Source organism: Komagataeibacter rhaeticus, from assembly GCF_011611525.1.
Classification (GTDB): Bacteria; Pseudomonadota; Alphaproteobacteria; order Acetobacterales; family Acetobacteraceae; genus Komagataeibacter; species Komagataeibacter rhaeticus.
In genome coordinates, this window is the sequence record NZ_CP050139.1 from 3,060,385 (window position 1) to 3,081,912 (window position 21,528).

The window sequence follows — 21,528 nt, forward strand, 5'->3', positions numbered from 1 at the left end:
TTCAGTGCCCGCCCTGCGCGTTCATGAGTTCGGTCATCCGCGCGGTGATCTCGGCCGCCGTGGCGGTGGCGGGCAGGCTGCCTTCATACCGTCCGGTGGGGGACATGATCACGATCTGGGTGGCGGGTTCCATGGTGTAGTCGCCATTCTCCCCCTCATGGCGGACATAGGGGGCGTGGTATTCCTTTGCCACCGCCTCGATCATCTTGGGCGATGCGGTCATGACCGTGACATGCGAGCCATAGCGCAGCGCATAGGTACGCAGCACGTCAGACGTATCGCGCATGGGGTCAAGGGTAATGAAAATGGGCACCGCCAGCCGCGCGCGGTCGTGGCCCAGTGCTTCCACCCCTTCCGCCATGGCCTTGACCGTGGCGCCACAGACCGTATCAGGGCAGTGGGTGGAACCGAAATAGACCAGCATCCACCGGCCCCGGAAATCGGTATCCAGCACCGACCCATCCGCCCCGTTGACCAGACGGAACGACCCGCCCACCGGGTTGCCATAGCTGGTCAGCGGCACGGGCGCGCTGTCCGACCAGCGGTAACCCACATAGCCAAAGATTGAAGAAACCACCACAATGGCCAGCCCGACCAGCAGGAAAAACCGGTCCCGTTCATTTCGCATCATCAGTGTGCATCCGCCCAGTTCGTTCCGGTCCCGGTTTCCACGACCAGCGGCACCGAAAGGGTGGCTGCGGATTCCATGACCTGCCTGACGAGGGCTGCCAGACGATCGGCATCATCCTTGCGCACCTCGAACACAAGTTCGTCATGGACCTGAAGGAGCATGCGTCCGTCAAGCCCCGCATCCGAAAGGGCTGCAGGAATTCGCACCATGGCGCGTTTTATGATGTCCGCCGCCCCGCCCTGCAGCGGGGCGTTGATGGCCTGACGCTCGGCATAGTTGCGGCGCACGGCGCTTTTGTCGGCAATGCCGGGCACCCAGCAGCGGCGGCCGAAGGGCGTGGTCACGTATCCCTTCGCCCGGGCTTCGGCCTTTACCCGTTCCATGTAATCGCGGATACCGGGATAGCGGGCGAAATAGGCATCGATATAGCCCCGCGCCTCCCCTGGCGGGATGCCAAGCTGACGGCCCAGGCCAAAGGCGCTGATACCGTAGATGATGCCGAAATTGATGGCCTTGGCGCGCCTGCGCGTCAGCGGGTCCATGCCTTCGAGCGGTATGCCGAACACTTCGGACGCCGTGCGGGCATGGATGTCCTGCCCCAGCGCAAAGGCTTCACGCAATGCGGGGATGTTCGCCACATCGGCCAGCAGCCGCAGCTCGATCTGGGAATAGTCGGCCGAGACGAGGAGATGCCCCGGTGCCGCGACAAAGGCCCGGCGGATGCGCCCGCCTTCTTCCGTGCGGATGGGGATGTTCTGCAGGTTCGGATCATTCGATGACAGCCGCCCCGTTGTCGTCACCGCCATCTGGAAGGAGGTATGTACCCGCCCCGTTGCCGGATTGATCTGGTTGAGCAGCGCGTCGGCATAGGTGCTTTTCAGCTTGGCGAGCTGCCGCCAGGCCAGGATGCGCGCAGGCAGGTCATGCCCCTGATCCGCCAGATCCTGCAACACCGATGAGTCCGTGCCCCACGCCCCCGCCTTGGTGCGCTTGCCACCGGGCAGGCCCATTTCATCAAACAGGATCTCACCCAGCTGCTTGGGGGAACCGACATTGAACTCACGCCCCGCCAGCTTGTGGATCTCGGCCTCGATCACACCCATGCGCTGCGCGAACTCGATGGACATGGCGCGCAGGTCATCCGCATCCACCGCAATGCCCGCACGCTCCATATCCGCCAGGATCGGGATCAGCGGGCGTTCCATTTCCTCATACAGCGCCAGCGCGCGACTGGTGCGCAGCCGGGGCCTGAGCACCTGCCACAGGCGCAGGGTCACATCGGCGTCTTCCGCGGCATACGGCGTGGCACGCGCGATATCGACCTGCGAGAACACTACCCGGTTGCGGCCCGTACCCGTGACTTCATCATACGGAATGGGGCTGTGGTCCAGGGTCAGGCGCGAGAGTTCATCCATCCCCTGCCCGTGCTGTCCCGCCGACTGGGCATAGGAAATCAGCATCGTGTCATCAATCGGCGCGGGCTGGACGCTGCCTGCCTGTGTCAGCACCAGCAGGTCGAATTTGGCATTCTGGAACACCTTGAGCACCGACGGGTCGGCAAACAGGGGTTCGAGAATTTCCAGCGCCGTCCCGACCGGCATCTGGGGCGTGCCAAGGCTGTCCATCAGGTCAACCTGATGGCCCAGCGGGATATAGCACGCCCGCCCGCATTGCGGGGCGAGCGAGATGCCGACCAGCGGGGCGGTCAGCGGGTCCAGCCCGTCGGTTTCCGTATCCACCGCGCAGACGCCGCTGGTGCGGGCCTGCTCCACCCACTGGCGCAGGATTTCAGGGTCGGTTACCGTCTCGTACGGGCCATACCCCTCGGACGGGACTGGCGGCAGTGCGCCTTCCGGCTCCGCCACGGCGGCGGGGTGCGCATGGGCGGATATGCGCGGGCGCGGCTTCGCCTTCAGCCCCATGCGCTGCAGCAGAGAGGAGAACCCCATCTCCGCCAGCCATGCGCCCAGCCGCTCCATGTCCACATCGCAGCAGACGAGGGCGGACAGGGGTTCAGGGCACGGTGCGTCCTCACGCAATGTCACCAGTTCCAGCGACAGGCGCGCCATGTCGGCATGGGCCAGCAGGTTGTCACGCCGCCTGGACGCCTTCATGCCCTCGGCCCCGGCCAGTATGCCATCCAGCGACCCGTATTCCGCCATCAGCGCCGATGCGGTCTTGGGTCCGATGCCGGGCACGCCGGGCACGTTGTCCACCGGGTCGCCAATCAGGGCCTGCACCTGCGCCACCCTGTCCGGGGTCACGCCAAACTTGGCCTCGACTTCCTTTTCCCCGATCGGCCGGTTCTTGATCGGGTCCATCATCATCACGCCGGGGCGGATGAGCTGCATGAGATCCTTGTCCGACGAATAGATGGTGCACTGCCCGCCCGCGTCAGTCACCTTGCGGGCATAGGCCGCGATCAGGTCATCGGCTTCCCATCCCGCTTCCTCCAGCGCGGGCACGCCAAAGGCTGCGGTCGCGTCGCGCACAAGGCTGAACTGCGGGCGCAGTTCCTCTGGCGGTTCGGGGCGGTGGGCCTTGTATTCACTATACAGGTCATTGCGGAACGTATGCCGCCCGGCATCGAATATGACCGCCAGATGGGTGCCCGCATGCTCGCGCAGCAGGCGCGAAAGCATGTTGGAAAAGCCATAGACCGCGTTGACGGGCGTGCCGTCGGGGCTGGTCATGGGGGGCAGGGCGTGAAAGGCGCGGAAAATGAAGCCCGAACCATCCACCAGGATCAGGTGAACCTGCTTGTCGCTGGACATGTCTCAGTATGCGATCAGTGCTCGCTGCCCGCCGGTGCATCGGGGTTCAGCACGAACAGCCGCGAGCAGTAGGGACAGAATGTCTGGTGGTGGCCAATGCGCAGGAAAACGCGCGGATGCCCCAGGGCACCCAGACCGCCATCGCAGGATAGGGTGCGCGAATCGACAACGATGGTTTCAATCGTACCCAGGCGCGGGTGTGGAACGGGATCGGGGGACAGGGCTTGCATGGTATACGGGCCTCGGGCTGTTATCCGGCTTGGATTTGCATTGATCCCGCCGGTAAGGGATCATGCGCTGGGTCATGATGATACGCAGGATTGCCGTGCTTTCAAACATTCGCCTGTCACGCCTGCTTTATCCAGCGCTTTTTCTCATGCTGGCGGCATGCGCCACGCGGGAATCCCCCGCCCCCGTCCCCCCGGCGCGGCACCCTGAACTGGCCCGTCTGGTCCCGGCTGACCGGGTGGTGGACCTTACGGGCGTGGGCCGTGTGCCGCTGCGGATCTGGAATGCGCACGGGCGTGAGCAGGCTGTCATCTTGGCCCTGCATGGCTTCAATGACAGCCGGGATGCGTGGGAACGCCCGGCCCCGGCGCTGAATGCGGCGGGGCTGACCCTGGTTGCCCCCGACCTGCCCGGTTTTGGCCAGACCGCGCAGCGCGGTGGCTGGGCAGGCACCGACAGCCTGCTGCGTACGGCCACCAGCCTTCTTGCCACCATCGGGCGTGAACATCCCGGCGTGCCGCTTTATGTAATGGGCGAAAGCATGGGTGGCGCGCTGGCTGCCCTTATGGCGGCCCGTCCTGACGGACCGCCGGTGGCGGGGTATATCCTGCTGGCCCCGGCTTTATGGGATCTGGACGGGGGCACGCGCATCACCACGCACCTGATGGCCGCCATGGCACCGGACTGGCGGCTGAGCGGGCGTGAACTGCCCGTGCATGTCACCGCCGCCGATGACAGGCTGGCGCTGGCACGCCTGTATTACGACCCGCTGACCCTGCGGGATACCCGCACTACGGCGCTTGCGGGGCTGACCGACCTCATGCATCAGGCGGCCTCGGCCTGCGCGCGGGTACGTGGCCGGGTACTCGTTGTGTATGGCGGCCATGACCAGATCATTCCCCCCGCCGCCATGGCACGGGCCTGGCGGCGGCTGCCCGCCACAACGCGGCATGACTACAGCCCGGGTGGCTACCATCTGCTCCTGCGCAGCCGGGAGGGGGAACGGATCACAGCGGATATCGTGGCATGGATCGAGCGGCCGGACAGCTTTCTGCCTTCGGGCGGGGATGCGACGGCGGCGGCCTGGATGGCGGACCAGAAAGGGCGCGGCGCCCCGCTGCCCATTGCACCGGGATGGATGGACTGGATCGCGCCGCAATGATTTTTCCTGATTTGAGGGGTGGCGTTCAGCCCGGTCCCGATGTATGCAGGCGGAAGTGGACTCGTAGCTCAGCTGGATAGAGCGTCGCCCTCCGAAGGCGAAGGTCGAAGGTTCGAATCCTTTCGAGTCCGCCATCAATCTCCACACAGCATCCTCAAATACCCCTTGGGGGACAGCAGTCCATGATCAGGCATGACTGCCGGTTTTCGGACATCCATGGGCTTGGGTGGCGTTCAGCGGCCGTGCCCAGGCGGGGCCGGCGCCACGGTCAGAAACCCAGCAGGACGCGCAGCCTGTTGGGTATCCCCATCAGGGGCATGGAATCCTTGGGATAGACCCGCCCGTGATAGGCGATGCACGTGTCCATCGGGTATCCGAAGACATGGACATTCTCCCCCCCTTCCGACACGGCCATGACGGGTTGCAGATGCAGGGTCTCCAGCACGCCGGGGCCGGATAACGGCATGAAATAGCCATTGGCGCCATGATAGAAGGAGACCGACTGTACGGTTTCCTCTTCCCCTTGATGGGGTTTCAGGAAGCGCAGGATGTTATGGACCGTCAGCTGCGTGCGAAACGTAGGCGGGTACTGGCCGCCACCCGCGGCCGCCTGCACAACCGCGATGACCTGGTTACGGTCATTGAGGAGTGCCGCCCCCGATACCCCCGGCATCAGGGCTGAGGGGTCGGAAAACCACCCCGTCAGGATGCCCCGGTACACCGGCACGATCTCCAACCCCCTGATCGAATCATACCAGTTCCTGACATCCACCATATCAAGCAGGACCGCACCATCCCCGTTCATGCCGGCGACGGCGGAATCCACCTCCTGCGCAAGGCGGCTTCCGGACAGGATGGTGGCCGGGGCCTGTCTGGCCTCCCCCAGGTATTTGCCATACCGGTCGATGACACGGATCCTGCCGTGTGTCTCCAGCGCATGCTGTACTACATGCCGCACCGTCAGGATGCGGTTATGTCCCCCGGCCGTGCGGCTGTTGCGGATGATGGTCCCCGTACCACTCCTGTCGCCCCTGCCATCGGGGCCTTCAACATAAAGGAACACGACGGCATCCAGCGCCGCGCGCTCGGCCCCCGGTACGCGCTGCCCGTCGAAACACGATTCATCCGCCACGATATCCGGGCCGCTTTGATGGGCCATGTCCCTGTGGGCAATGACAAAAGGCCCCAGACAGCGCCCCGTGGTCACGACCGCCACATACGTCCCCACCGCCATCAGGCACACCAGGAACGGTCGTTGCGACAGGTAGCGAAGGATCACGCCGGGGGTCAACGCATCCCCTGCATGACGGAATGGTACAAGGAGGAAGCAGGCTGGCTGGCTGGCAACATGTCGCCCACATATCACGTGAACGTGATATATTCCACAGTATAGTGGGCCTATCCCCTGGGACAGAATTACCAAACAGGACATTCTGGCGCCTTCTGGACGCCATTTACCAGAAAAACCCGGTCATCATGAAAAATTTTCTGGAAAATAAAACCTGTTCCCGGCCGCCTTACCATGCCATCTCTCTTTATAAAACAAGGTTCCTTCCGGAAATTTCCATGATTTTCTACCATTACGCCGCTTTCCCGCGCCGAATATCCGGCAGATACCACCTGCCGGCCCATGCCCGGCCTATCCCGTAAACAGGGCGCTCCCAGCCGCAATGCGCGCTGCACTGCCATTGCCCGCATCGTGGCCCCACCCGCCATGGGCCCGCCCCACAGCGACGCGCATCCCCTCAGCACGGTACCGCCCCCGGATCGCAGGCCGCGCCACGCAGCCGGTCGATCGAGGCATTACACGGGTAGAAACTGACCTGGGTCAGTCCGGTACTGGCGGAGACAGGAATCGGCCCCGAGAAGGTCCGTACTTCATGCCCGCTCGCGGTCATCCTCATCACCCTGTGGCGGAGATGCACCCCGGGCCTGAACACGCGGCGGACCGGTACCTTCCATATTGACTGAGCTGGCCCATCCCGCACTATCGTCACGAAAGCCATCAGCACTACGCCATGGCTGTGACTGACCAGACAGGACAGATGGAATCACCTGCCATGCCGCCTACCCGCCTGCATGCCCTGATCGGGGCAATGGCCTGCGTTCTCGCCCTTGGTGCCCTGCATCCTGCCACCGCCCAGCAGGCTGACCAGCAGGCCCCCCGGCACGGTCCCACGGCGGAACAGAAAGCCGAACTTGAACGCGCGGTGCATGAAGCGGTCCAGCAGGACATACGTGCCGTGGCGCAGTACAGACTCCCCAGGGATTTCTTTGCCCGCATGCTGCCCCTGACCCGGCAGATCAGGATGGCCAATATCATTCCCCCCACCCAGACCAGAAACATGACGCTGGCCACCACGATACGACGCACGGAAGCCATGCCGCAGCTCCAGCCACTGCTGCAGCAGTATGGCCTGTCGGCACGGGACTTTGTGATGGGCATCACCGCGTTCCAGATGACGGCCGAAAGACTGGACGACACCGGGGCACGGGGGAAGGACATTCCCGCCCTCAATCCCGACAATGTCAGGCTGATCCGCAAGCATCAGGGGCTGACGCAGGCCCTGCTGAACAATATGGATGGCGAGAGCGCACACCTTCAGTAACACCCGACTGAACGGGTACGCGGCGACCGGGCATGGCCGGCATCCTGTGCGCACCCTTGCCATGGCCCGCGCGTTTGCGGATATGTCCGGCGTTGCGGGCCAGATGCCCGATGGCCCGACGGCAGGAAACAGAAAGGGTGGCGGCAGGCGCGATGCAGACAAAAGCGGACGGCACGGGATCGGGCACACGGGTCGGACAGACCCTGCCGGGGGGAATGCGCGCACGGCTGCGTGATGTCGTGGCGGGCCTCTCGCTGGCTTCCATGAACATTCCGCAGGTGCTGGGTTATACCCGCATCGCCGCCATGCCCACCGTAACGGGACTGTATACCGTGCTGCTGCCGCTGCTGGCGTTTGCAGGGTTCGGGGCATCGCGGCATCTGGTGGTGGCGGCGGATTCCGCCACCGCCGCCATCTTTTCCAGCGCGCTGGAAAAGATGGCCACACCGGGCAGCGCCTACTACATGGCGCTGGTCAGCATGGTTGCCCTGCTCAGCGCCGCCTTCCTGCTGGTGGCACGCCTGTTCCGCCTCGGGTTCCTGGCGGATTTCCTCTCCCGCACGGTACTGGTCGGCTTTCTGGCGGGTGTGGGGGTACAGGTGGCGCTGGCCATGCTGCGTGACATGCTGGGGGTATCGGCCAGCGCGCATAATACCCTGGTGCAGCTGGCGCAGATCCTGGCCCATCTGCCACAGGCCAGCCTGCCCACCCTATTCCTTTCCGTAATCGTGGTGGGGGCGGTCATGGCGGGTGAACGGCTGGCACCGCGTGCACCGCTGCCGCTTGCGATGGTGGTGGGCGCCATCGTGGCCAGCGCCGCGCTGGGCCTGTCACGCCACGGGATTGCAACCATCGGCCCGATCGAAAGCGGCCTGCCGCACCTGCGCGTGCCCTATGTGGCGTGGAACGACATGCTGGCGCTGCTGCCGGTCGCCACATCGTGCGTGTTCGTCATCATCGCGCAGAGCGCGGCCACCTCCCGCGCCTTTGCCCTGCGCTTCCATGACCCCATCAATGACAATGCCGACATACTGGGCCTGTGTGCCGCCAATGCTGTGGCGGGGCTGAGTGGCACCTTTACCGTCAATGGCAGCCCGACCCAGACCGCCATGGCGGTGCGCGCGGGCGCGCGCAGCCAGCTGGCGCAGGTAACCTTTGCCGGGGTGACGATGCTGGTACTGCTGTTCCTGACCGGGCCCCTACAGTACCTGCCACGCTGCGTGCTGGCCTCCATCGTCTTTACCGTGGCGCTGGGCATGATCGACCTGCGGGCACTGCGCGCCATATGGCGTGAAAGCCCCGGTGAATACGGCCTGGCGCTGATAACCGCCGCCGCCGTGGTGGGCATCGGGGTGGAACAGGGCATTTTCCTGGCCATTGCGCTCTCCCTGTTCCGGCATGTGCGCCACAGTTACGAACCCCATACGATGATCCTGCGCCATGACCCGCTTTCGGGCCTGCTGGAACCCTTTGATGTGCAGGCCGGACAGGAAACGGCACCGGGGCTGCTGGTTTACCGTTTCTGCGCGGACCTGTTCTATGCCAACTCCGCACGTTTCGGGCGCGATGTACGGCTGCTGGTGGATCACGCCCCCACGCCGGTGGCCTGCCTGGTGATTGACGCCAGCGCCATTACCGATATCGATTTTTCCGCCGCCAGTGACCTGCGCGACCTGTTCACCACGCTGCGGCAGGACGGCACGCATGTCATTTTCGGGCGCGTCAGCCCCTATCTGCGCGCCGACATGGACCGCCACCGCATTACCCCCGTGGTGGGGACGCATAACATCCATGCCCAGCTTCACACCGCCATCGCGGCGGCGCATGCGGTCATGACGTCGGCCCCCGCCCATGTGGCCCCCGGCAGGCCCGCACCGTAAGCGGGCAGTTCTGGGGCGGCAGCGGTTGTCGCCCCCGTCCCAAGGCGATACGCTGCCCGCTTTCCAGGCAATCGGGATGCGGGAGCGGGCTATGCAATGGGGTTGGGTGGATGCAACCGCCATCATCGGTCTTCAGGTCATGTTCATCATACGGGTCCTGCTGCGGCCGCACCGGCAGCCTGCTTCCCGCGTGGCGTGGGTGGCCATTATCGGCTCGCTGCCCATCGTGGGCATGCTGGCCTACCTGCTGCTGGGCGAAACCCATCTCGACCGCCATATCATGGTGCGCATACGCCGTGCGATCCGGCAGCTGCCCATTCCCGGCAAGACCGGCGATGCCCTGATCGATGCCGAACGGGACTTTGGCCTGCACCCGCGCCTTGCCCCGCTGTTCCGGGTGGGGCAGTCCATCAGTGGCTATCCGCCCATGGGCAGCAACCGCGCCAGCCTGATGGCGGATTCCGATGCCGCCATTGACGCAATGGTGGCCGACATCGATACGGCACGGGCGCATGTGCATATCAGTTTCTATATCTGGCTGGCCGACAATAATGGCATGAAGGTCATCGCGGCGCTGAAACGCGCGGCGGCACGCGGTGTCACCTGCCGCGTCATGGCCGATGACCTGGGTTCACGCCGGCTGGTCCACAGCCATCACTGGGCCGACATGGCGGCCGCGGGCGTCCGGCTGGTACGCGCGCTGCCCATTGGCAACCCGCTGCAACGTCCCTTTCGCGGGCGGTTCGACATGCGCAATCACCGCAAGATCGTGGTGATTGACAGCCGCGTCACCTATTGTGGCAGCCAGAACTGTGCCGATGCCGCCTTCCGCGTCAAGGCCCGCTTCGCGCCGTGGGTTGACCTGGTCGCCCGCTTCGAAGGCCCGGTCGTACTGCAGAACCAGCATCTTTTCGCCACCGACTGGACCGCCCATACCGATGAGGACCTGACCACCCTGCTGACCAACGCCCCCATGCCAAAGGGCGCCGGATTCGTGGCCCAGGTCATCGGCACAAGTGCCGCCGTGCGCTATGCGGCCATGCCGGAGGTATTCGTATCCCTCATGAACGCGGCAGCGCGGGAACTGACCATCACCACCCCCTATTACGTGCCGGACGAACCCATACAGGCCGCCCTGTGCGCCGCCGCGCGGCGGGGCGTGAAAACGACACTGACCGTGCCCCTGCGCAATGATTCATGGATCGTGGCGGGAGCCAGCCGCAGCTACTACCGTGAACTGCTGGAGGCCGGGGTTACCCTGTACGAATACCCGCACGGCCTGCTGCATACCAAGGCGCTGACGGTGGACGGGCACATGACCATGATCGGCTCGGCCAATCTGGACAGGCGCAGTTTCGACCTGAATTTCGAAAACAACATCCTGCTTGTGGACGAAGCCTTCACCGCCACCATCCATACCCGCCAGCAGGACTATATCAAGGCCGCCCGCCCGGTCACGCTGGAGGATGTCCTGCGCTGGCCCGCCTACCGGGTATTGTGGAACAACGTGCTGGCGATGGTGGGGCCGGTATTATAGGGGCATCCCATCCCTTGAAAACGGTCCGGCCTGTACCGACCTTAAAGAAACAAAGCCCGGCCGGCAGAGCGGGCGGGCACCACAACCGTACAGGATGAAACCGGATCATGAGCGCAGCCGAGAACCTTCGCAAACTCAGTCCTGAAGACATTCAGGAAATTGCCAGGAGCGTGGAAAAATCCCTGCATAGCCACAAGGCGGACCTGCACAAGCAGATTGCTGAACATCTGGCTGGGCTGAAGGGTGAAGTCCGCCTGCATGAAAAGAAGATTCCGACCTACTGCAAGGTATTCGGGTTTGCCATCCTGGCTGCCTTCTCGATCGGAAGCTATATATTCGGGCGCAAGTCAGCCGAATAAGGCATCCCTGCCCCTCCGGTCCCGTTGCCCCGTCAGGCGACGGGAGCGAAGGGGCCGCCAGTCCACCACACAAACGCAGGCGGGAGACGGACCTGTGCCCTCCGGCCTGTGATGCACTGCCTACTTCGCCGCAGGCGTGGCAGGGGTTGTGGTGACGGCAGGGACGACAGGCGCCGTCGGGGTCAGGACGGGTTCCGTTGCCGGGCGCGGGGTGGCTTTAGGCGAATAGAAGCCGGAGACAGGGCCGAAGGGGCCTTTCCTGACATGTTTCATGGACGCCAGTGGCTGACGCACGCAGCCGCGCGTGACGATGGAACACACGCCATCCGTCCCGATGATTTCATCATCATCGCCGCTGTAATGAACATCCGTCACCCTGTCATTTTCAAAGCGGATATCGGTAATGCAGGTCTTGCCCGCGCCCCCCAGGGCGGTTTCCGTCAGGTTCACCAGCGACTGGAGCGGAAAGAGGGCGGAATCGTTGGTGGACGGGATATTGAGCGTGCGCGAATACTCGAATATCTGAACATTATCGCTTATTTTCTTGATCTTGTCAGGAATGCCGACACATGTCTGCACGTCCTGGCTGTCAATGCCGATCATGGTCATCTGGGCACGGTGGGCTGCACGCGAATCCGTATAACCACAGCCCGACAGCCCCATAAGCGGCGCCAGTACCGCCATCATCCATCCAGTCCCCCGACAGGGTTTCCATACCCTTGATGCAGAAATATGTTCGGAACTGAATCGATCAATGGCCATGTCTGTCCTGTTACTCCACGCTGGGGTCTGCCCCATTCCCACCGGAAGGATGGAGCGTGACCCATGCTACACGATCCGGCATGCCATCTGTCCGCTTTTTACAAACGGTAACCATGCGGCACCAATCCCATGACTGGCGTTTCCATGCCTTGCCGGAAACGCCTTGGTGGGAAAAACGTTGCATAAACATGGATATGCCGGTTACGCACCGGGCGTGGGAACAGCCGTGACGCCCTAGCGAAAGATCAGGAAGGCCACAAGCGCCCAGAATGGCGCACTGAGCGCAAGCCCGAACACGATGCCCCTGACCGGACTGCGCAGCGGGGGCGTGCCGGACCTTACGGGGCGGTCATCGTGCTGATGGACCGTATCTGACAGAACGATGCTCTCAAACGCCATGACCTGCGCTTTCAATGGATGGCATGAAAAATTCCTGGACCCGGAACACGGACCGGGGAGGCTGCCTTAAAAAAAACACGATATGCTGTCAACAGCCTTGCATGATGGGGGTACTGCTTCCTGCGCCTGGCAATCTAGCACAGGCCGCACCTGAAGACACATGGTATTGATATGGACCGTGTGAAATAAAATTCATGCCCCGTGGCCTTCCCCCCCGCGCGCGCCATCCCGTCATGGCGTTCCCGGACCATGTGGGATAGCGCCGTCCCGCCTGCCCCGGCCCGCGCGCCGCCACATGGGCTGGATCATGGCCCCGACGGTCCCGTTTCCTTTGCCGCCTGCATGGGGGGCCGGTATCCTGCCCCTGTTAACGCCTGAATGCAGTCAAACCGGCCCGGCAGGCCGGTCCTGCGTGCAGGCAAAACCGTTCATGAACCCATGGCTGCGGGAGCCTGCGCACGACCTGGCCTCATCCACGGATGCCGCACCCGCACCGTCCGGCCCGGCTGCATGAGTCCCGCCGTCCTACGGCTCCCGGCTTCGCCCCATCGCGGATATCAGGAACCATGACCCTGCGTAAACTTGGCTGCCGCCCGGCCCGTACCCGGACCGGCCAGCCACGTCTTTCATCAACCATGCGGGCCTTCATGGACCGCCGTGCCCCCACCCGACTGGTACGCAGCCAGATCGATCCCGCCCCGCGCATGCTGGGCAATGACATGGCAGGCGACTGTACGGCCGCCGGTATTGGCAACCATATCCGCGCCACAGCGGCGCTGGGTGGCTACCAGGTCGCGGTTACGGCTACCGATGCACTGGGGTTCTATGCCCGTTCGACAGGCTACGTGCCCGGCAACCCCGCCACCGATCATGGCGGGATCGAGGTAGATGTACTGACCACCGCCCTGCGCAGCGGCTACGCCCTGGCGGACCAGACCCTGTTTCCATTATGGGGCAGTGCGGAGGCGGACGACCTGAACGGCATCCGCAACATCACTGCCGGCCTGTCCGCCGCCTATCTTGGCGTACGGCTTGCCATGGCGGATATGTGGACGGACACCACCAATGCCCTTGCCCCCGTATGGGATACCCATACCCCCGCATGGCGGGGTGACCCCACACCCGGCAGCGCGGGGGGGCACTGCCTGCTGCTGTGGGACTATACCGGCACGGATGATACCGATCTGGTAACCCTGCTGACATGGGGCACCAGGCAGAAAGCAACATGGCGCTGGCTGCGCAGCCGCCTGATGGAAGCCCATGGGCTTGCATGGCGGCAGTTGCTACCCCCGGGGGCCCTGACCCCCGCAGGGCAGGACTGGGAAGCCCTGACCGCCGCCAACACCGCTTATCTGGCCGGACCGGACTGAACCGCCGCACGGCCCGCCCCCTTAAGTAACCATATGGTGCATTATTGCGCCCGGCGGCTTCATGCCGGCCGGACCGTGAATGCATCCTGACAGGCAGAGCATGAAATACGCAAGCTTCCCCCTGCTGGCATGCATCGCATGCCTGAGCGCCTGCACGCATGCCGGACGCGTACAGACCACAATCCCGGCCGCCATGGCGGCCATCCAGTCCACGCTGGCGCAAGCCGGCGCGGTATCCGTCTCCCATGCCGAGAACTGGACAGCGGGACAGGCCATGTCTTTTGCCCGCGCCGTACGCGCCGTCCAGTGCAGCCAGCAGCTGGCCGATCCTGTGGTCGGGACGATCAGCGGAACGGTTACGCTGCAACTGTCTGGCAATATGACCACGGGGGGACAGTTTACGCTTGATGCCCCTGCCGCCGTACCCACCTTCAGCCTGGGCGCAACCGCCAGCCATACCAGCAGCCAGCAGGTCAGCCTGCCGGTTTCCTATGCGTCCCTGTCCTCGCTGCCCGATGTCGAGATGGCGCGGCAGATGGGGTACGGAACCGCGCTGCTGGGCCAGAACGATGCCATCCGTCAGGACGAGGCCAGACGGCTGACCCGGACCCGCGAGGCCCTGCGACGGATCATCACCCGGCTGATCCGGTCGTGGCAGGCCGGTGACTGTGCGCACGCCGTGCCGGTCAGGCCATTCGTGGGGGGACGCGCCCGATAAGGGGCTGGCAGGAAAAATGCGGGCGGATTTCAATTGGATGGATCGGCCTATCATGCCACAGTAACGTCAGCATACGAACGATATGCAATGCGCGCATCCCCCTGCCACCCGATTAGCGGGGACTAATTCCTTTACATACATGTTTTTATTCGTAACGATAACGGAATAAATCAATAGCATTCCCTTCTCAGGGCCGGAATCCGGCAGTGGTACGCATGACCCCAGAACATGACAGCAGCACGGCACATTCCCTGAACCGTATGGCGCGCCTGTTCCTGGCACCCGTCCCCCTGCTGATGACCCTGGCGGGCAGTCTGGTGGCCAACCGTTATCAGCCGGTTGTACTGGGCCTGCCCTTCTTCATGTTCTGGATCGTATTTTCCGTCTGCCTGTGTTCGGTCGTGACCGGACTTGTCTTCCTGCTTGATCCCGCCAGTCACAGCCCCGCTGGGGACGATGCGCCGTGAACGCCGCGCTGTTCATCATCATCGCCACCATTGCCGGGGCACTGGTGCTGGGGCTGCTGGCACGCCGTGGCATCCGCATGGATATTGAACAGTGGAGCGTGGGAGGCCGCAGTTTTGGTCCCGTTTTCATGTTTGTACTGATGGCGGGAGAAGTCTTTACAACCTTTACTTTCCTGGGGGGTGGCGGTTACGCCTATGCGCATGGCGTCGCCGCCCTGTACATGGTGGCCTATACCGCCCTGGGCTTCATGCTGTCGTACTGGCTGCTGCCGCCCATATGGCGGATCGGGCGTGCGCACGGTCTGCTGACGCAGGCCGATTTCTTCCGCGTCCGCTACGACAGTACGCCGCTGGCACTGCTGGTGGCAGCCGTGGGGCTGGTCTCGATGGTTCCCTATCTTGTGCTGCAGTTCAAGGGACTGGGCATCATTGTGCAGGCCACGTCATACGGTTTGCTGTCCCCCGCGCTTTCGGTCTGGATCGGGGCCGGTGTGATGTGCGTCTATGTTGTTGTATCGGGCATGCATGGGTCCGCCTGGACGGCAACCGTCAAGGATATGATGGTGCTGGCGGTCGTGGCATTTCTGGGCCTGTACATGCCATGGCATTATTATGGTGGCATCGGCCCCATGTTCGCGCGGCTTGCACGCGAACGGCCGGAAATGCTGGTCCTGTCCCCTACGGGCTACAGCCCTGCATGGTTCTGTTCGACCATCCTTGTATCCGGGCTGGGTCTTTACATGTGGCCCCATACATTCGGCTCCGCCCTGTCCGCGCATGCGGCGCGCAGTTTCCGTGTCAATGCGGCGCTGATGCCGCTTTATACACTGGTGATGATCCTGGCCATGATGGTGGGATTTGCCGCCATCGATCAGGTACCGGGCCTGACGGGCGGCCAGATCGACATGGCGTTGCTGCGGCTGTCGATCCAGACCTTTCCATCATGGTTCGTGGGCCTGATTGGCGCTGCGGGGCTGCTTGCCGCCATCGTGCCCGGCTCCATGATGCTGATCGCCACGGCAACACTGGTGGCCAACAACATATTTGGCGTACTCTGCGCCCGCAATGACCCGGCACGCGTGGGATGGATCGCCCGTGCCATGGTGCCGGTCATAACGCTTGTTGCCGTCTGGTTCACGCTGGACGGGTCCATCAGCATCGTGAACCTGCTGATCATGGGATACAGTTTTGTCACCCAGCTTTTTCCAGCCCTGCTCGCCTCCCTGTCCCCCAGACGGATTGCCACGACGGCGGGGGCCGCAGGGGGCATATGCGCGGGGGTGGGGGTGGTCATGGCGACGGTCATCACCCATTCCAGCATGGCCACGCTGTTTCCTGCCCTGCCCGCATGGGCGCGCGACATCAATACCGGCTGCCTGGCGCTTGGGCTGAATGTGCTGATCATGCTGGCTGTCAGCCAGCTTTCCCTCCTGCGGCGGCCTGCCCTCCGGTCCTCCGGACAATAGGCGGACCGTCAGCCTATGCGCATGGGTGCGCGGCCATAGCCGTTCCCCGCAACCACCAGACGGGTCAGGCCATCCAGAAAGGCCTCGCGGTCCGCCCCGGTCAGGGCGGCAATAGTGCGGGCATGGGCCCTGCGGGCGGGTTCCGCCATTTCCGCAAGCAGGGTGACGCCATCCGGCGTCAAGTGAACCTGCTTGAGCCGCCGGTCATGCACCGTACGTTCACGACGCACCAGTCCCCGTTTTTCCAGCCGCGCCAGCACATTGGCCAGTGTTGCCCGGTCCACGCCCACTTCCTGCGTCAGTTCACTCTGATCCAGCCCCGGACGCATCTGCGCCACACTCATGATACTGTACTGGACGGGCGTTATATTGAATCCGCCACATTCCTCGGCAAAAAGGGCAACGTGAATCTGGTGAAGGCGCCGGATCAGGAATCCCGGACGTGCCTCAAGCCGTGCCACACCTGTCTGTTCGTGCCTGTCAGGCCGCACGGGCGTGGGCGGCTGGGGGGCCGCGGTCGGTTCCTGTGTCATGGGCGTGACGATACCAGTCCGCGCGGGGCAGGCCAAACACTCATTCCGCCGCCCGGTTTGCGTATATGCGGAGCGGACCAGACAGGAAGAATCCCTGTGCCCGGACGCGGGTCAGGCTTGCATGCGTCCACATCGTCAGTATGCTGATTGTTTATGGGATGGAGGCCTGCATGGATTCGACATTTGATACGCTTTTACGCGGTGGAACCCTTATTGACCCGATGACAGGCCGCCATGGCGTTGCGGATATCGGCGTGCGGGACGGACGGATCATGGCGATCGAACCCGTGATCGACAGAGCGGCCACGGCGCGCGAAACCCATGACATATCGGGCAAGATCGTGACGGCCGGCATGATCGACACGCATGGGCATGTCTATGAACATGTCACGGGGCGTTTCGGGCTCAATGCCGATATGGTGGGCGTACGCTCGGGTGTCACGACCCTGGTGGACCAGGGCGGCCCGAGTTGCATGACCATTGGCGGGTTCCGCCATTTCATTGCCGAACCGGCCGCCAGCCGTGTCCTGTGCTTCCTGTCCGCCTATCTGGTGGGTGGGCTGGAGGGGCATCTCTATCCGGAGCTTTACGGCCCCGGCCAGACGGATGTCGCCCATTCCGTGCGCGCCGCGCAGGAAAACCGGGATATTGTGCGCGGGATCAAGGCCCATTGTGAACTGGGTGGCGTTTCGCGCTGGGGGCTGGATGTCATCCGTATCGGCAAACGCATCGCGCGCGACGCGGGCATTCCGCTTTACATCCATCTGGGCCAGCTCTGGCCGACCATGGAGGACGCGCCCGACATCAATCCCGACGAGATCGTACGGGAACTGATGCCCCTGATGGAACCGGGGGATATCCTTGCGCATCCCTTCACCCGTCATCCCGGTGGCTTCATTTCCATGGAAACGGGTGAAGTCCATCCTGTTGTCTGGGCGGCACTGGAGCGGGGCGTTACGGTGGATGTCGGCCATGGATCACATTTTTCCTTCGAGATGGCCCGGACGGTCATGGCGGCAGGCATCCGTCCCTATACGCTGGGGGCCGACATGCACGGCTATAACGTAAAGGTTCCCGCGGCAACGGATCTGGAGGACAGGGGCAAAAACCCGTTTGCTGGGGTTTCCCCCTTCAACCTGACCCATGCCATGTCCAAACTGCTGTATCTTGGCATGCCGATGGATGAGGTCATCGCAACCGTCACCAGCAATCCGGCACGCATGCTGGGCATGGCGGATACACTGGGATCGCTTCAGGTCGGGCGGGAAGCGGACATTTCGGTGCTTGACCATGTCCAGGGCCGTTTTACCCTGTCTGACAACAGTGGCGCGCGTGTCATGGTAGATGAAATGCTGGCCCCTGCCTTCTGCCTGCGCGCAGGCCGGATGTACAGGGCGGACAGCCCGCTGGTCCCCCCCCTGGCATGACCGCTCCCCTTGCCAGATGGGGCGAACTGGACCGCGCGGCGCGCCATGCCGCCTATGACAATGCAGCCGCGGTTGCGGATAGCAGCGCCTATATGACCCGGCTGCGCGTGCGATCGGCCGAACTGCGCAGGCGGGGCCTGCCGGGGCAGTCTGACGTGGCCTATGCGCCCGGTGCGCGTACGCTGTGGCATCTTTATCCCGCAGGGCATGCCGATGCGCCATGCCTGATTTTTATCCATGGTGGCTACTGGCAGATGAACGCCCCCGAGGGCTTTGCCTGTCTGGTCGAAGGGGTGCGTGCCCATGGCTGGTCGGTGGTCATGGTAGGCCATACCCTGGCGCCCGAGGCATCGCTGACACGTATTGTGGCGGAAATAGACATGGCGCTGACATGGCTTGACGCACATGGGCCTGCCCATGGTTTCAGCGGCGCGCGCCTGCTGGCGGGCTGGTCGGCTGGTGGCACGCTGACCGGGCTTTGTCTCGCGCATCGGGCGGTCACGGCCGGGCTGGCCATATCGGGCGTGTACGAACTGGGGCCCCTGCGTGATACCAGGTTCAATACGGCATTGCAGTTGACGGATCAGGAAGTTGCCACACTCTCCCCCCTTCGCCTGCCGCCATGTGGAAAGCCCATGGCCATTGCCTATGGCAGCCGGGAATTACCCACGTTCTGCCATGACAGCATAACCCTGCATCACCTCCGCGCCCGCCAGCACTGCCCCGGCCCGCTGGTGCCCCTGGCCGGGGCCGACCATTTTACCGTGCTGGACAGTCTGGCACATGCGGATGGCGAACTGGTCCGGGTTGCGCGCATGATGCTGGATCAGGCATCGGCCTGAGAACATTGCCCTGACAGAAGATGAAAGTTTCGGGTGACGTTTCCCCCGGCCCACGTCAGGGAACGCCGTCTTCCTGAAAAAGAGGATATCAGGAAACTTTTATATTATTTATCATAAGGTTGACATTATCCCCGGCTCAGTATTGAGTAAACAGGAATTTTTTGACAAAATCTTCTTTTTTCTGTTTATATTATAAAAATTACTTACAAATAGAGAAATGGATGACTGAAAAATGTCTGATCTATTCTCACACATGCATCATCCAGAACCAGCACGGCTTACGGCATTCCAGGCCGAACTGACAGAGTACAGGCAATGCAACTGGCAGGACATATTTGCGGGCTTCTCCAGATTACGCGCGATTACTTTCTCCAGTTCCCTGGAATTCCTGCTTGGCCTGACAGGGCGGCTGGAGGACATGGAAATAGTTTTTGGGTCGGAACACATCCTGACCAAAACCCATCTTGCCCTGGTTCAGGCCAGCCAGGTTTTTGAAGAATATGGCTTCAGGGACTGTCTGGCCGACCAGAAATCCCTTGTCGAGGGATTGCGGCGGATACTGGGGCAACGTCATCATCTTTTCCTGCCACGCCTGCAGGATGGCACCTTACGTTTCCGGCTGCTGACCGGCCGGCCAAGCCATGAAAAGCTCTATCTGCTGTCCGGCCCCGATGGCCACCGGGTGGTTACAGGGTCCGCCAATCTCAGCCAGGCTGCTTTCCATGGCCGCCAGCACGAAATCATCATCACCTTTGACGATCCGGCGGCATGGCGCGTGTTCGAAGACTATTACCAGCGCGATTACAGGCAGAGCGTGCCGGTTGAAGACGAAATCCTGATCGGGGTCTCCCCGACTTCGAAAACGGGGCAGATGGATATCCGGGCGGACCCGCTCCCCTATGAGGACGTGCCCATTGTCCGCGCCATCCGCGCCGGGCTTGCGCATGTCGAACAGGGTGGCATCCCCGTACCGGACGGCTTTTCCGCCACCGCCCTGCGTACGGCCCGGCGCCTGCGGCAGGAACTTGAAGCCGTTCCCCTGCCCATGAACCGCAAGGGCATAGCCCTTGTCACACCCGGAACGGTCTCGACCTTCCTCCATGCCCGCAACAGCCTGCCCGCGCCGGATCGGGTGGCGGATGGCATTCCGCGCGCGACCCTGTCGGTCCGGACGGGCGAAATCCATCTGAATGACCGCTTGTGGCTGTCGGAAAAGGAGATGGTCCCCTCGGCACAGGTCGCACGGGATGCCCGCCTGCTGGTAAACTATATTGGCAGTTTCGCGGCGTTTTATGGCAACAGCCGCAGTGCCATGACATCCTACTGGGCCTTTCTGGTCTGGCTTTACATGGCGCCCTTTTCCGCCTTCCTGCGGCAGGGGGCGGTCATCAACCATATCGACCCGTGGCTCTATCCCCCCTATGCCGTGCTGTACGGCCGCTCCAGCGGGGGCAAGACCCTGTTCACGCGGATCATCGCCCAGTCCATGTTCGGGATTGTCAAAAGCATCCGTTCATCGGACTTCACCGCGCAGCGCGCACTGGCCCTGCGCCATGAACTGGGGGCCATTCCCCTGCTGATCGACGATGTTACACCCGACCGGATGGGCAAATACGTGCCGGACATGGTCCGTACCGACCATGACATGGCCGATATCTATGCCCCGATCGTCCTGACCACCAACAAGGATGTCACCAGCATTCCCGCCGACCTGACCAAGCGGATGGTGACCTGCCATATCGATGCCTCCCTGCCCGACAGCCGCGCGCTCCAGACGGAAAGCCCCCGGCGCCTGCAAAAGGAAATCGGCACCGCCCTGTATCGCCAGTACCTGACCCTCATGCTGCCCCATGCGCGCGCGATGCGGGGCGAGATGGATCACGGGGGTGGCAAGACCATTCCGGATGTATTTGTCCTTTCCTCACGCATCCTGCTTGCCCTGCTGGACCAGCATGTCTCTGCCCGTCCCGACTGGGCCTGCCCGCTTTCGTACCGGACCTATCAGGCAATGCGGGCCATCCAGTTCCAGCGCATCCTGATCGAGATGATCGGAAGCCACCCGGAAAACATTACCCTGTCGCGGGACAGGCGCTTCATGCGCGCGCGCTTTGCAGGTGACATCCGCCAGGCCGTGGCATTCGAAAAATCAGTGCCGGAATTCGTCTTCAAGGGCCGTATCGCCGATACAGTCAAACTGGACCTGATGGCCATGGAGAACGAACTGGGCTTTGCCCCCATCCGTCAGACCTCCGTGCTGGGACGCATCATGAAGGCATGGAAAAAACCCGGAAGCCCGAAAGGGGGCCATTTCGTAAAAAATGACAACGGTCCCTGAGCGTCCGTTCCTTCAGGACAGGTATTCAA

The 21,528-nt window shown here is 63.0% G+C and carries 20 protein-coding genes and 1 tRNA gene; 13 read left to right on the top strand and 8 right to left on the bottom strand.

Annotation, left to right across the window (positions count from 1 at the left end; all coding sequences use genetic code 11):
* Position 1: 1 nt before the first annotated feature.
* The 3 genes from GWK63_RS14025 to GWK63_RS14035 are packed head-to-tail and all read right to left on the bottom strand — an operon-like array spanning position 2 to position 3,635.
* A complete protein-coding gene (locus GWK63_RS14025) occupies positions 2 to 631 on the bottom strand; it encodes an SCO family protein (protein WP_039998570.1) in 630 nt (209 codons plus the stop codon).
* Positions 631 to 3,405, bottom strand: a complete 2,775-nt coding sequence (polA, locus tag GWK63_RS14030; protein WP_034930040.1) for a DNA polymerase I — start codon at positions 3,403 to 3,405, stop codon at positions 631 to 633. The genes GWK63_RS14025 and polA overlap by 1 nt, the downstream gene beginning before the upstream one ends.
* Before the next feature lie 14 nt (positions 3,406 to 3,419).
* The gene (locus GWK63_RS14035; RefSeq protein WP_007397416.1) at positions 3,420 to 3,635 is read right to left on the bottom strand and encodes a zinc-finger domain-containing protein; all 216 of its coding nucleotides are present in this window, start codon (positions 3,633 to 3,635) and stop codon (positions 3,420 to 3,422) included.
* A 62-nt stretch (positions 3,636 to 3,697) separates the two neighbouring features.
* On the opposite strand from GWK63_RS14035, the gene GWK63_RS14040 reads away from it, so the two are divergent.
* Together GWK63_RS14040 and GWK63_RS14045 are read left to right on the top strand one after the other, a co-directional pair.
* A complete protein-coding gene (locus tag GWK63_RS14040; RefSeq protein ID WP_007397415.1) occupies positions 3,698 to 4,795 on the top strand; it encodes an alpha/beta fold hydrolase in 1,098 nt (365 codons plus the stop codon).
* A 57-nt stretch (positions 4,796 to 4,852) separates the two neighbouring features.
* A tRNA-Arg gene (locus GWK63_RS14045) sits at positions 4,853 to 4,929 on the top strand.
* 134 nt (positions 4,930 to 5,063) lie between these two features.
* On the opposite strand, the gene GWK63_RS14050 is transcribed toward GWK63_RS14045, so the two are convergent.
* Both GWK63_RS14050 and GWK63_RS14055 read right to left on the bottom strand, forming a co-directional pair.
* Positions 5,064 to 6,074, bottom strand: a complete 1,011-nt coding sequence (locus GWK63_RS14050) for a hypothetical protein (protein WP_146750225.1) — start codon at positions 6,072 to 6,074, stop codon at positions 5,064 to 5,066.
* A 466-nt stretch (positions 6,075 to 6,540) separates the two neighbouring features.
* Positions 6,541 to 6,693, bottom strand: coding sequence for a hypothetical protein (locus GWK63_RS14055; protein ID WP_157771990.1), 153 nt, complete (start codon positions 6,691 to 6,693; stop codon positions 6,541 to 6,543).
* Between the two features lie 162 nt (positions 6,694 to 6,855).
* On the opposite strand from GWK63_RS14055, the gene GWK63_RS14060 reads away from it, so the two are divergent.
* The 4 genes from GWK63_RS14060 to GWK63_RS14075 all read left to right on the top strand — a co-directional run bounded on the left by GWK63_RS14060 (position 6,856) and on the right by GWK63_RS14075 (position 11,180).
* Positions 6,856 to 7,404, top strand: a complete 549-nt coding sequence (locus tag GWK63_RS14060; RefSeq protein ID WP_039998606.1) for a hypothetical protein — start codon at positions 6,856 to 6,858, stop codon at positions 7,402 to 7,404.
* Positions 7,405 to 7,556: 152 nt separating this feature from the next.
* Positions 7,557 to 9,284, top strand: coding sequence for a SulP family inorganic anion transporter (locus tag GWK63_RS14065; RefSeq protein WP_050800565.1), 1,728 nt, complete (start codon positions 7,557 to 7,559; stop codon positions 9,282 to 9,284).
* 91 nt (positions 9,285 to 9,375) lie between these two features.
* Entirely contained in the window at positions 9,376 to 10,821 is a 1,446-nt protein-coding gene (gene cls / locus GWK63_RS14070; protein ID WP_034930061.1) for a cardiolipin synthase, read from the top strand.
* Between the two features lie 107 nt (positions 10,822 to 10,928).
* Positions 10,929 to 11,180, top strand: a complete 252-nt coding sequence (locus GWK63_RS14075) for a hypothetical protein (RefSeq protein ID WP_034930030.1) — start codon at positions 10,929 to 10,931, stop codon at positions 11,178 to 11,180.
* Positions 11,181 to 11,300: 120 nt separating this feature from the next.
* Here the strand turns inward: GWK63_RS14075 and GWK63_RS14080 are convergent, their stop codons facing one another.
* Both GWK63_RS14080 and GWK63_RS14085 read right to left on the bottom strand, forming a co-directional pair.
* A complete protein-coding gene (locus GWK63_RS14080; protein ID WP_223846554.1) occupies positions 11,301 to 11,867 on the bottom strand; it encodes a hypothetical protein in 567 nt (188 codons plus the stop codon).
* A gap of 309 nt (positions 11,868 to 12,176) precedes the next feature.
* Positions 12,177 to 12,341, bottom strand: coding sequence for a hypothetical protein (locus GWK63_RS14085; protein ID WP_166498161.1), 165 nt, complete (start codon positions 12,339 to 12,341; stop codon positions 12,177 to 12,179).
* Between the two features lie 566 nt (positions 12,342 to 12,907).
* Between GWK63_RS14085 and GWK63_RS14090 the strand changes: the two genes are divergently transcribed.
* The 4 genes from GWK63_RS14090 to GWK63_RS14105 all read left to right on the top strand — a co-directional run bounded on the left by GWK63_RS14090 (position 12,908) and on the right by GWK63_RS14105 (position 16,362).
* On the top strand, positions 12,908 to 13,711 hold the full coding sequence (locus GWK63_RS14090) for a hypothetical protein (protein ID WP_039998569.1): 804 nt from the start codon (positions 12,908 to 12,910) through the stop codon (positions 13,709 to 13,711).
* Positions 13,712 to 13,811: 100 nt separating this feature from the next.
* On the top strand, positions 13,812 to 14,429 hold the full coding sequence (locus GWK63_RS14095) for a hypothetical protein (RefSeq protein WP_039998604.1): 618 nt from the start codon (positions 13,812 to 13,814) through the stop codon (positions 14,427 to 14,429).
* A 215-nt stretch (positions 14,430 to 14,644) separates the two neighbouring features.
* Positions 14,645 to 14,896 (top strand): DUF3311 domain-containing protein, encoded by a 252-nt coding sequence (locus GWK63_RS14100; RefSeq protein WP_050800562.1) that lies wholly within the window; start codon positions 14,645 to 14,647, stop codon positions 14,894 to 14,896.
* Positions 14,893 to 16,362, top strand: a complete 1,470-nt coding sequence (locus tag GWK63_RS14105) for a sodium:solute symporter family protein (RefSeq protein WP_007397395.1) — start codon at positions 14,893 to 14,895, stop codon at positions 16,360 to 16,362. Before GWK63_RS14100 ends, GWK63_RS14105 begins: the two co-directional genes overlap by 4 nt.
* An 8-nt stretch (positions 16,363 to 16,370) precedes the next feature.
* On the opposite strand, the gene GWK63_RS14110 is transcribed toward GWK63_RS14105, so the two are convergent.
* Entirely contained in the window at positions 16,371 to 16,895 is a 525-nt protein-coding gene (locus GWK63_RS14110) for a MarR family winged helix-turn-helix transcriptional regulator (RefSeq protein WP_099963161.1), read from the bottom strand.
* A gap of 170 nt (positions 16,896 to 17,065) precedes the next feature.
* Here GWK63_RS14110 and GWK63_RS14115 point away from each other — a divergent pair, with 170 nt between their 5' ends.
* From GWK63_RS14115 to GWK63_RS14125, 3 genes are all read left to right on the top strand, one after another.
* Positions 17,066 to 18,322, top strand: coding sequence for an amidohydrolase/deacetylase family metallohydrolase (locus GWK63_RS14115; RefSeq protein WP_039998602.1), 1,257 nt, complete (start codon positions 17,066 to 17,068; stop codon positions 18,320 to 18,322).
* Entirely contained in the window at positions 18,319 to 19,164 is an 846-nt protein-coding gene (locus GWK63_RS14120; protein ID WP_007397392.1) for an alpha/beta hydrolase, read from the top strand. The genes GWK63_RS14115 and GWK63_RS14120 overlap by 4 nt, the downstream gene beginning before the upstream one ends.
* 232 nt (positions 19,165 to 19,396) lie before the next feature.
* Positions 19,397 to 21,499 (top strand): phospholipase D family protein, encoded by a 2,103-nt coding sequence (locus GWK63_RS14125; RefSeq protein WP_112210138.1) that lies wholly within the window; start codon positions 19,397 to 19,399, stop codon positions 21,497 to 21,499.
* Positions 21,500 to 21,528 lie beyond the last annotated feature (29 nt).

What these genes read in the sequence shown, in the direction of transcription:
- GWK63_RS14120 (WP_007397392.1), top strand. Translation starts at nt 18,319, where the DNA reads ATGACCGCTCCCCTTGCCAGATGGGGCGAACTGGACCGCGCGGCGCGC.
- GWK63_RS14085 (WP_166498161.1), bottom strand. Translation starts at nt 12,341, where the DNA reads ATGGCGTTTGAGAGCATCGTTCTGTCAGATACGGTCCATCAGCACGAT.
- GWK63_RS14090 (WP_039998569.1), top strand. Translation starts at nt 12,908, where the DNA reads ATGACCCTGCGTAAACTTGGCTGCCGCCCGGCCCGTACCCGGACCGGC.
- cls (WP_034930061.1), top strand. Translation starts at nt 9,376, where the DNA reads ATGCAATGGGGTTGGGTGGATGCAACCGCCATCATCGGTCTTCAGGTC.
- GWK63_RS14065 (WP_050800565.1), top strand. Translation starts at nt 7,557, where the DNA reads ATGCAGACAAAAGCGGACGGCACGGGATCGGGCACACGGGTCGGACAG.
- GWK63_RS14080 (WP_223846554.1), bottom strand. Translation starts at nt 11,867, where the DNA reads ATGATGGCGGTACTGGCGCCGCTTATGGGGCTGTCGGGCTGTGGTTAT.
- GWK63_RS14100 (WP_050800562.1), top strand. Translation starts at nt 14,645, where the DNA reads ATGACCCCAGAACATGACAGCAGCACGGCACATTCCCTGAACCGTATG.
- GWK63_RS14115 (WP_039998602.1), top strand. Translation starts at nt 17,066, where the DNA reads ATGGATTCGACATTTGATACGCTTTTACGCGGTGGAACCCTTATTGAC.
- GWK63_RS14125 (WP_112210138.1), top strand. Translation starts at nt 19,397, where the DNA reads ATGTCTGATCTATTCTCACACATGCATCATCCAGAACCAGCACGGCTT.
- GWK63_RS14035 (WP_007397416.1), bottom strand. Translation starts at nt 3,635, where the DNA reads ATGCAAGCCCTGTCCCCCGATCCCGTTCCACACCCGCGCCTGGGTACG.
- GWK63_RS14075 (WP_034930030.1), top strand. Translation starts at nt 10,929, where the DNA reads ATGAGCGCAGCCGAGAACCTTCGCAAACTCAGTCCTGAAGACATTCAG.
- GWK63_RS14055 (WP_157771990.1), bottom strand. Translation starts at nt 6,693, where the DNA reads ATGACCGCGAGCGGGCATGAAGTACGGACCTTCTCGGGGCCGATTCCT.
- polA (WP_034930040.1), bottom strand. Translation starts at nt 3,405, where the DNA reads ATGTCCAGCGACAAGCAGGTTCACCTGATCCTGGTGGATGGTTCGGGC.
- GWK63_RS14095 (WP_039998604.1), top strand. Translation starts at nt 13,812, where the DNA reads ATGAAATACGCAAGCTTCCCCCTGCTGGCATGCATCGCATGCCTGAGC.
- GWK63_RS14110 (WP_099963161.1), bottom strand. Translation starts at nt 16,895, where the DNA reads ATGACACAGGAACCGACCGCGGCCCCCCAGCCGCCCACGCCCGTGCGG.
- GWK63_RS14060 (WP_039998606.1), top strand. Translation starts at nt 6,856, where the DNA reads ATGCCGCCTACCCGCCTGCATGCCCTGATCGGGGCAATGGCCTGCGTT.
- GWK63_RS14040 (WP_007397415.1), top strand. Translation starts at nt 3,698, where the DNA reads ATGCGCTGGGTCATGATGATACGCAGGATTGCCGTGCTTTCAAACATT.
- GWK63_RS14025 (WP_039998570.1), bottom strand. Translation starts at nt 631, where the DNA reads ATGATGCGAAATGAACGGGACCGGTTTTTCCTGCTGGTCGGGCTGGCC.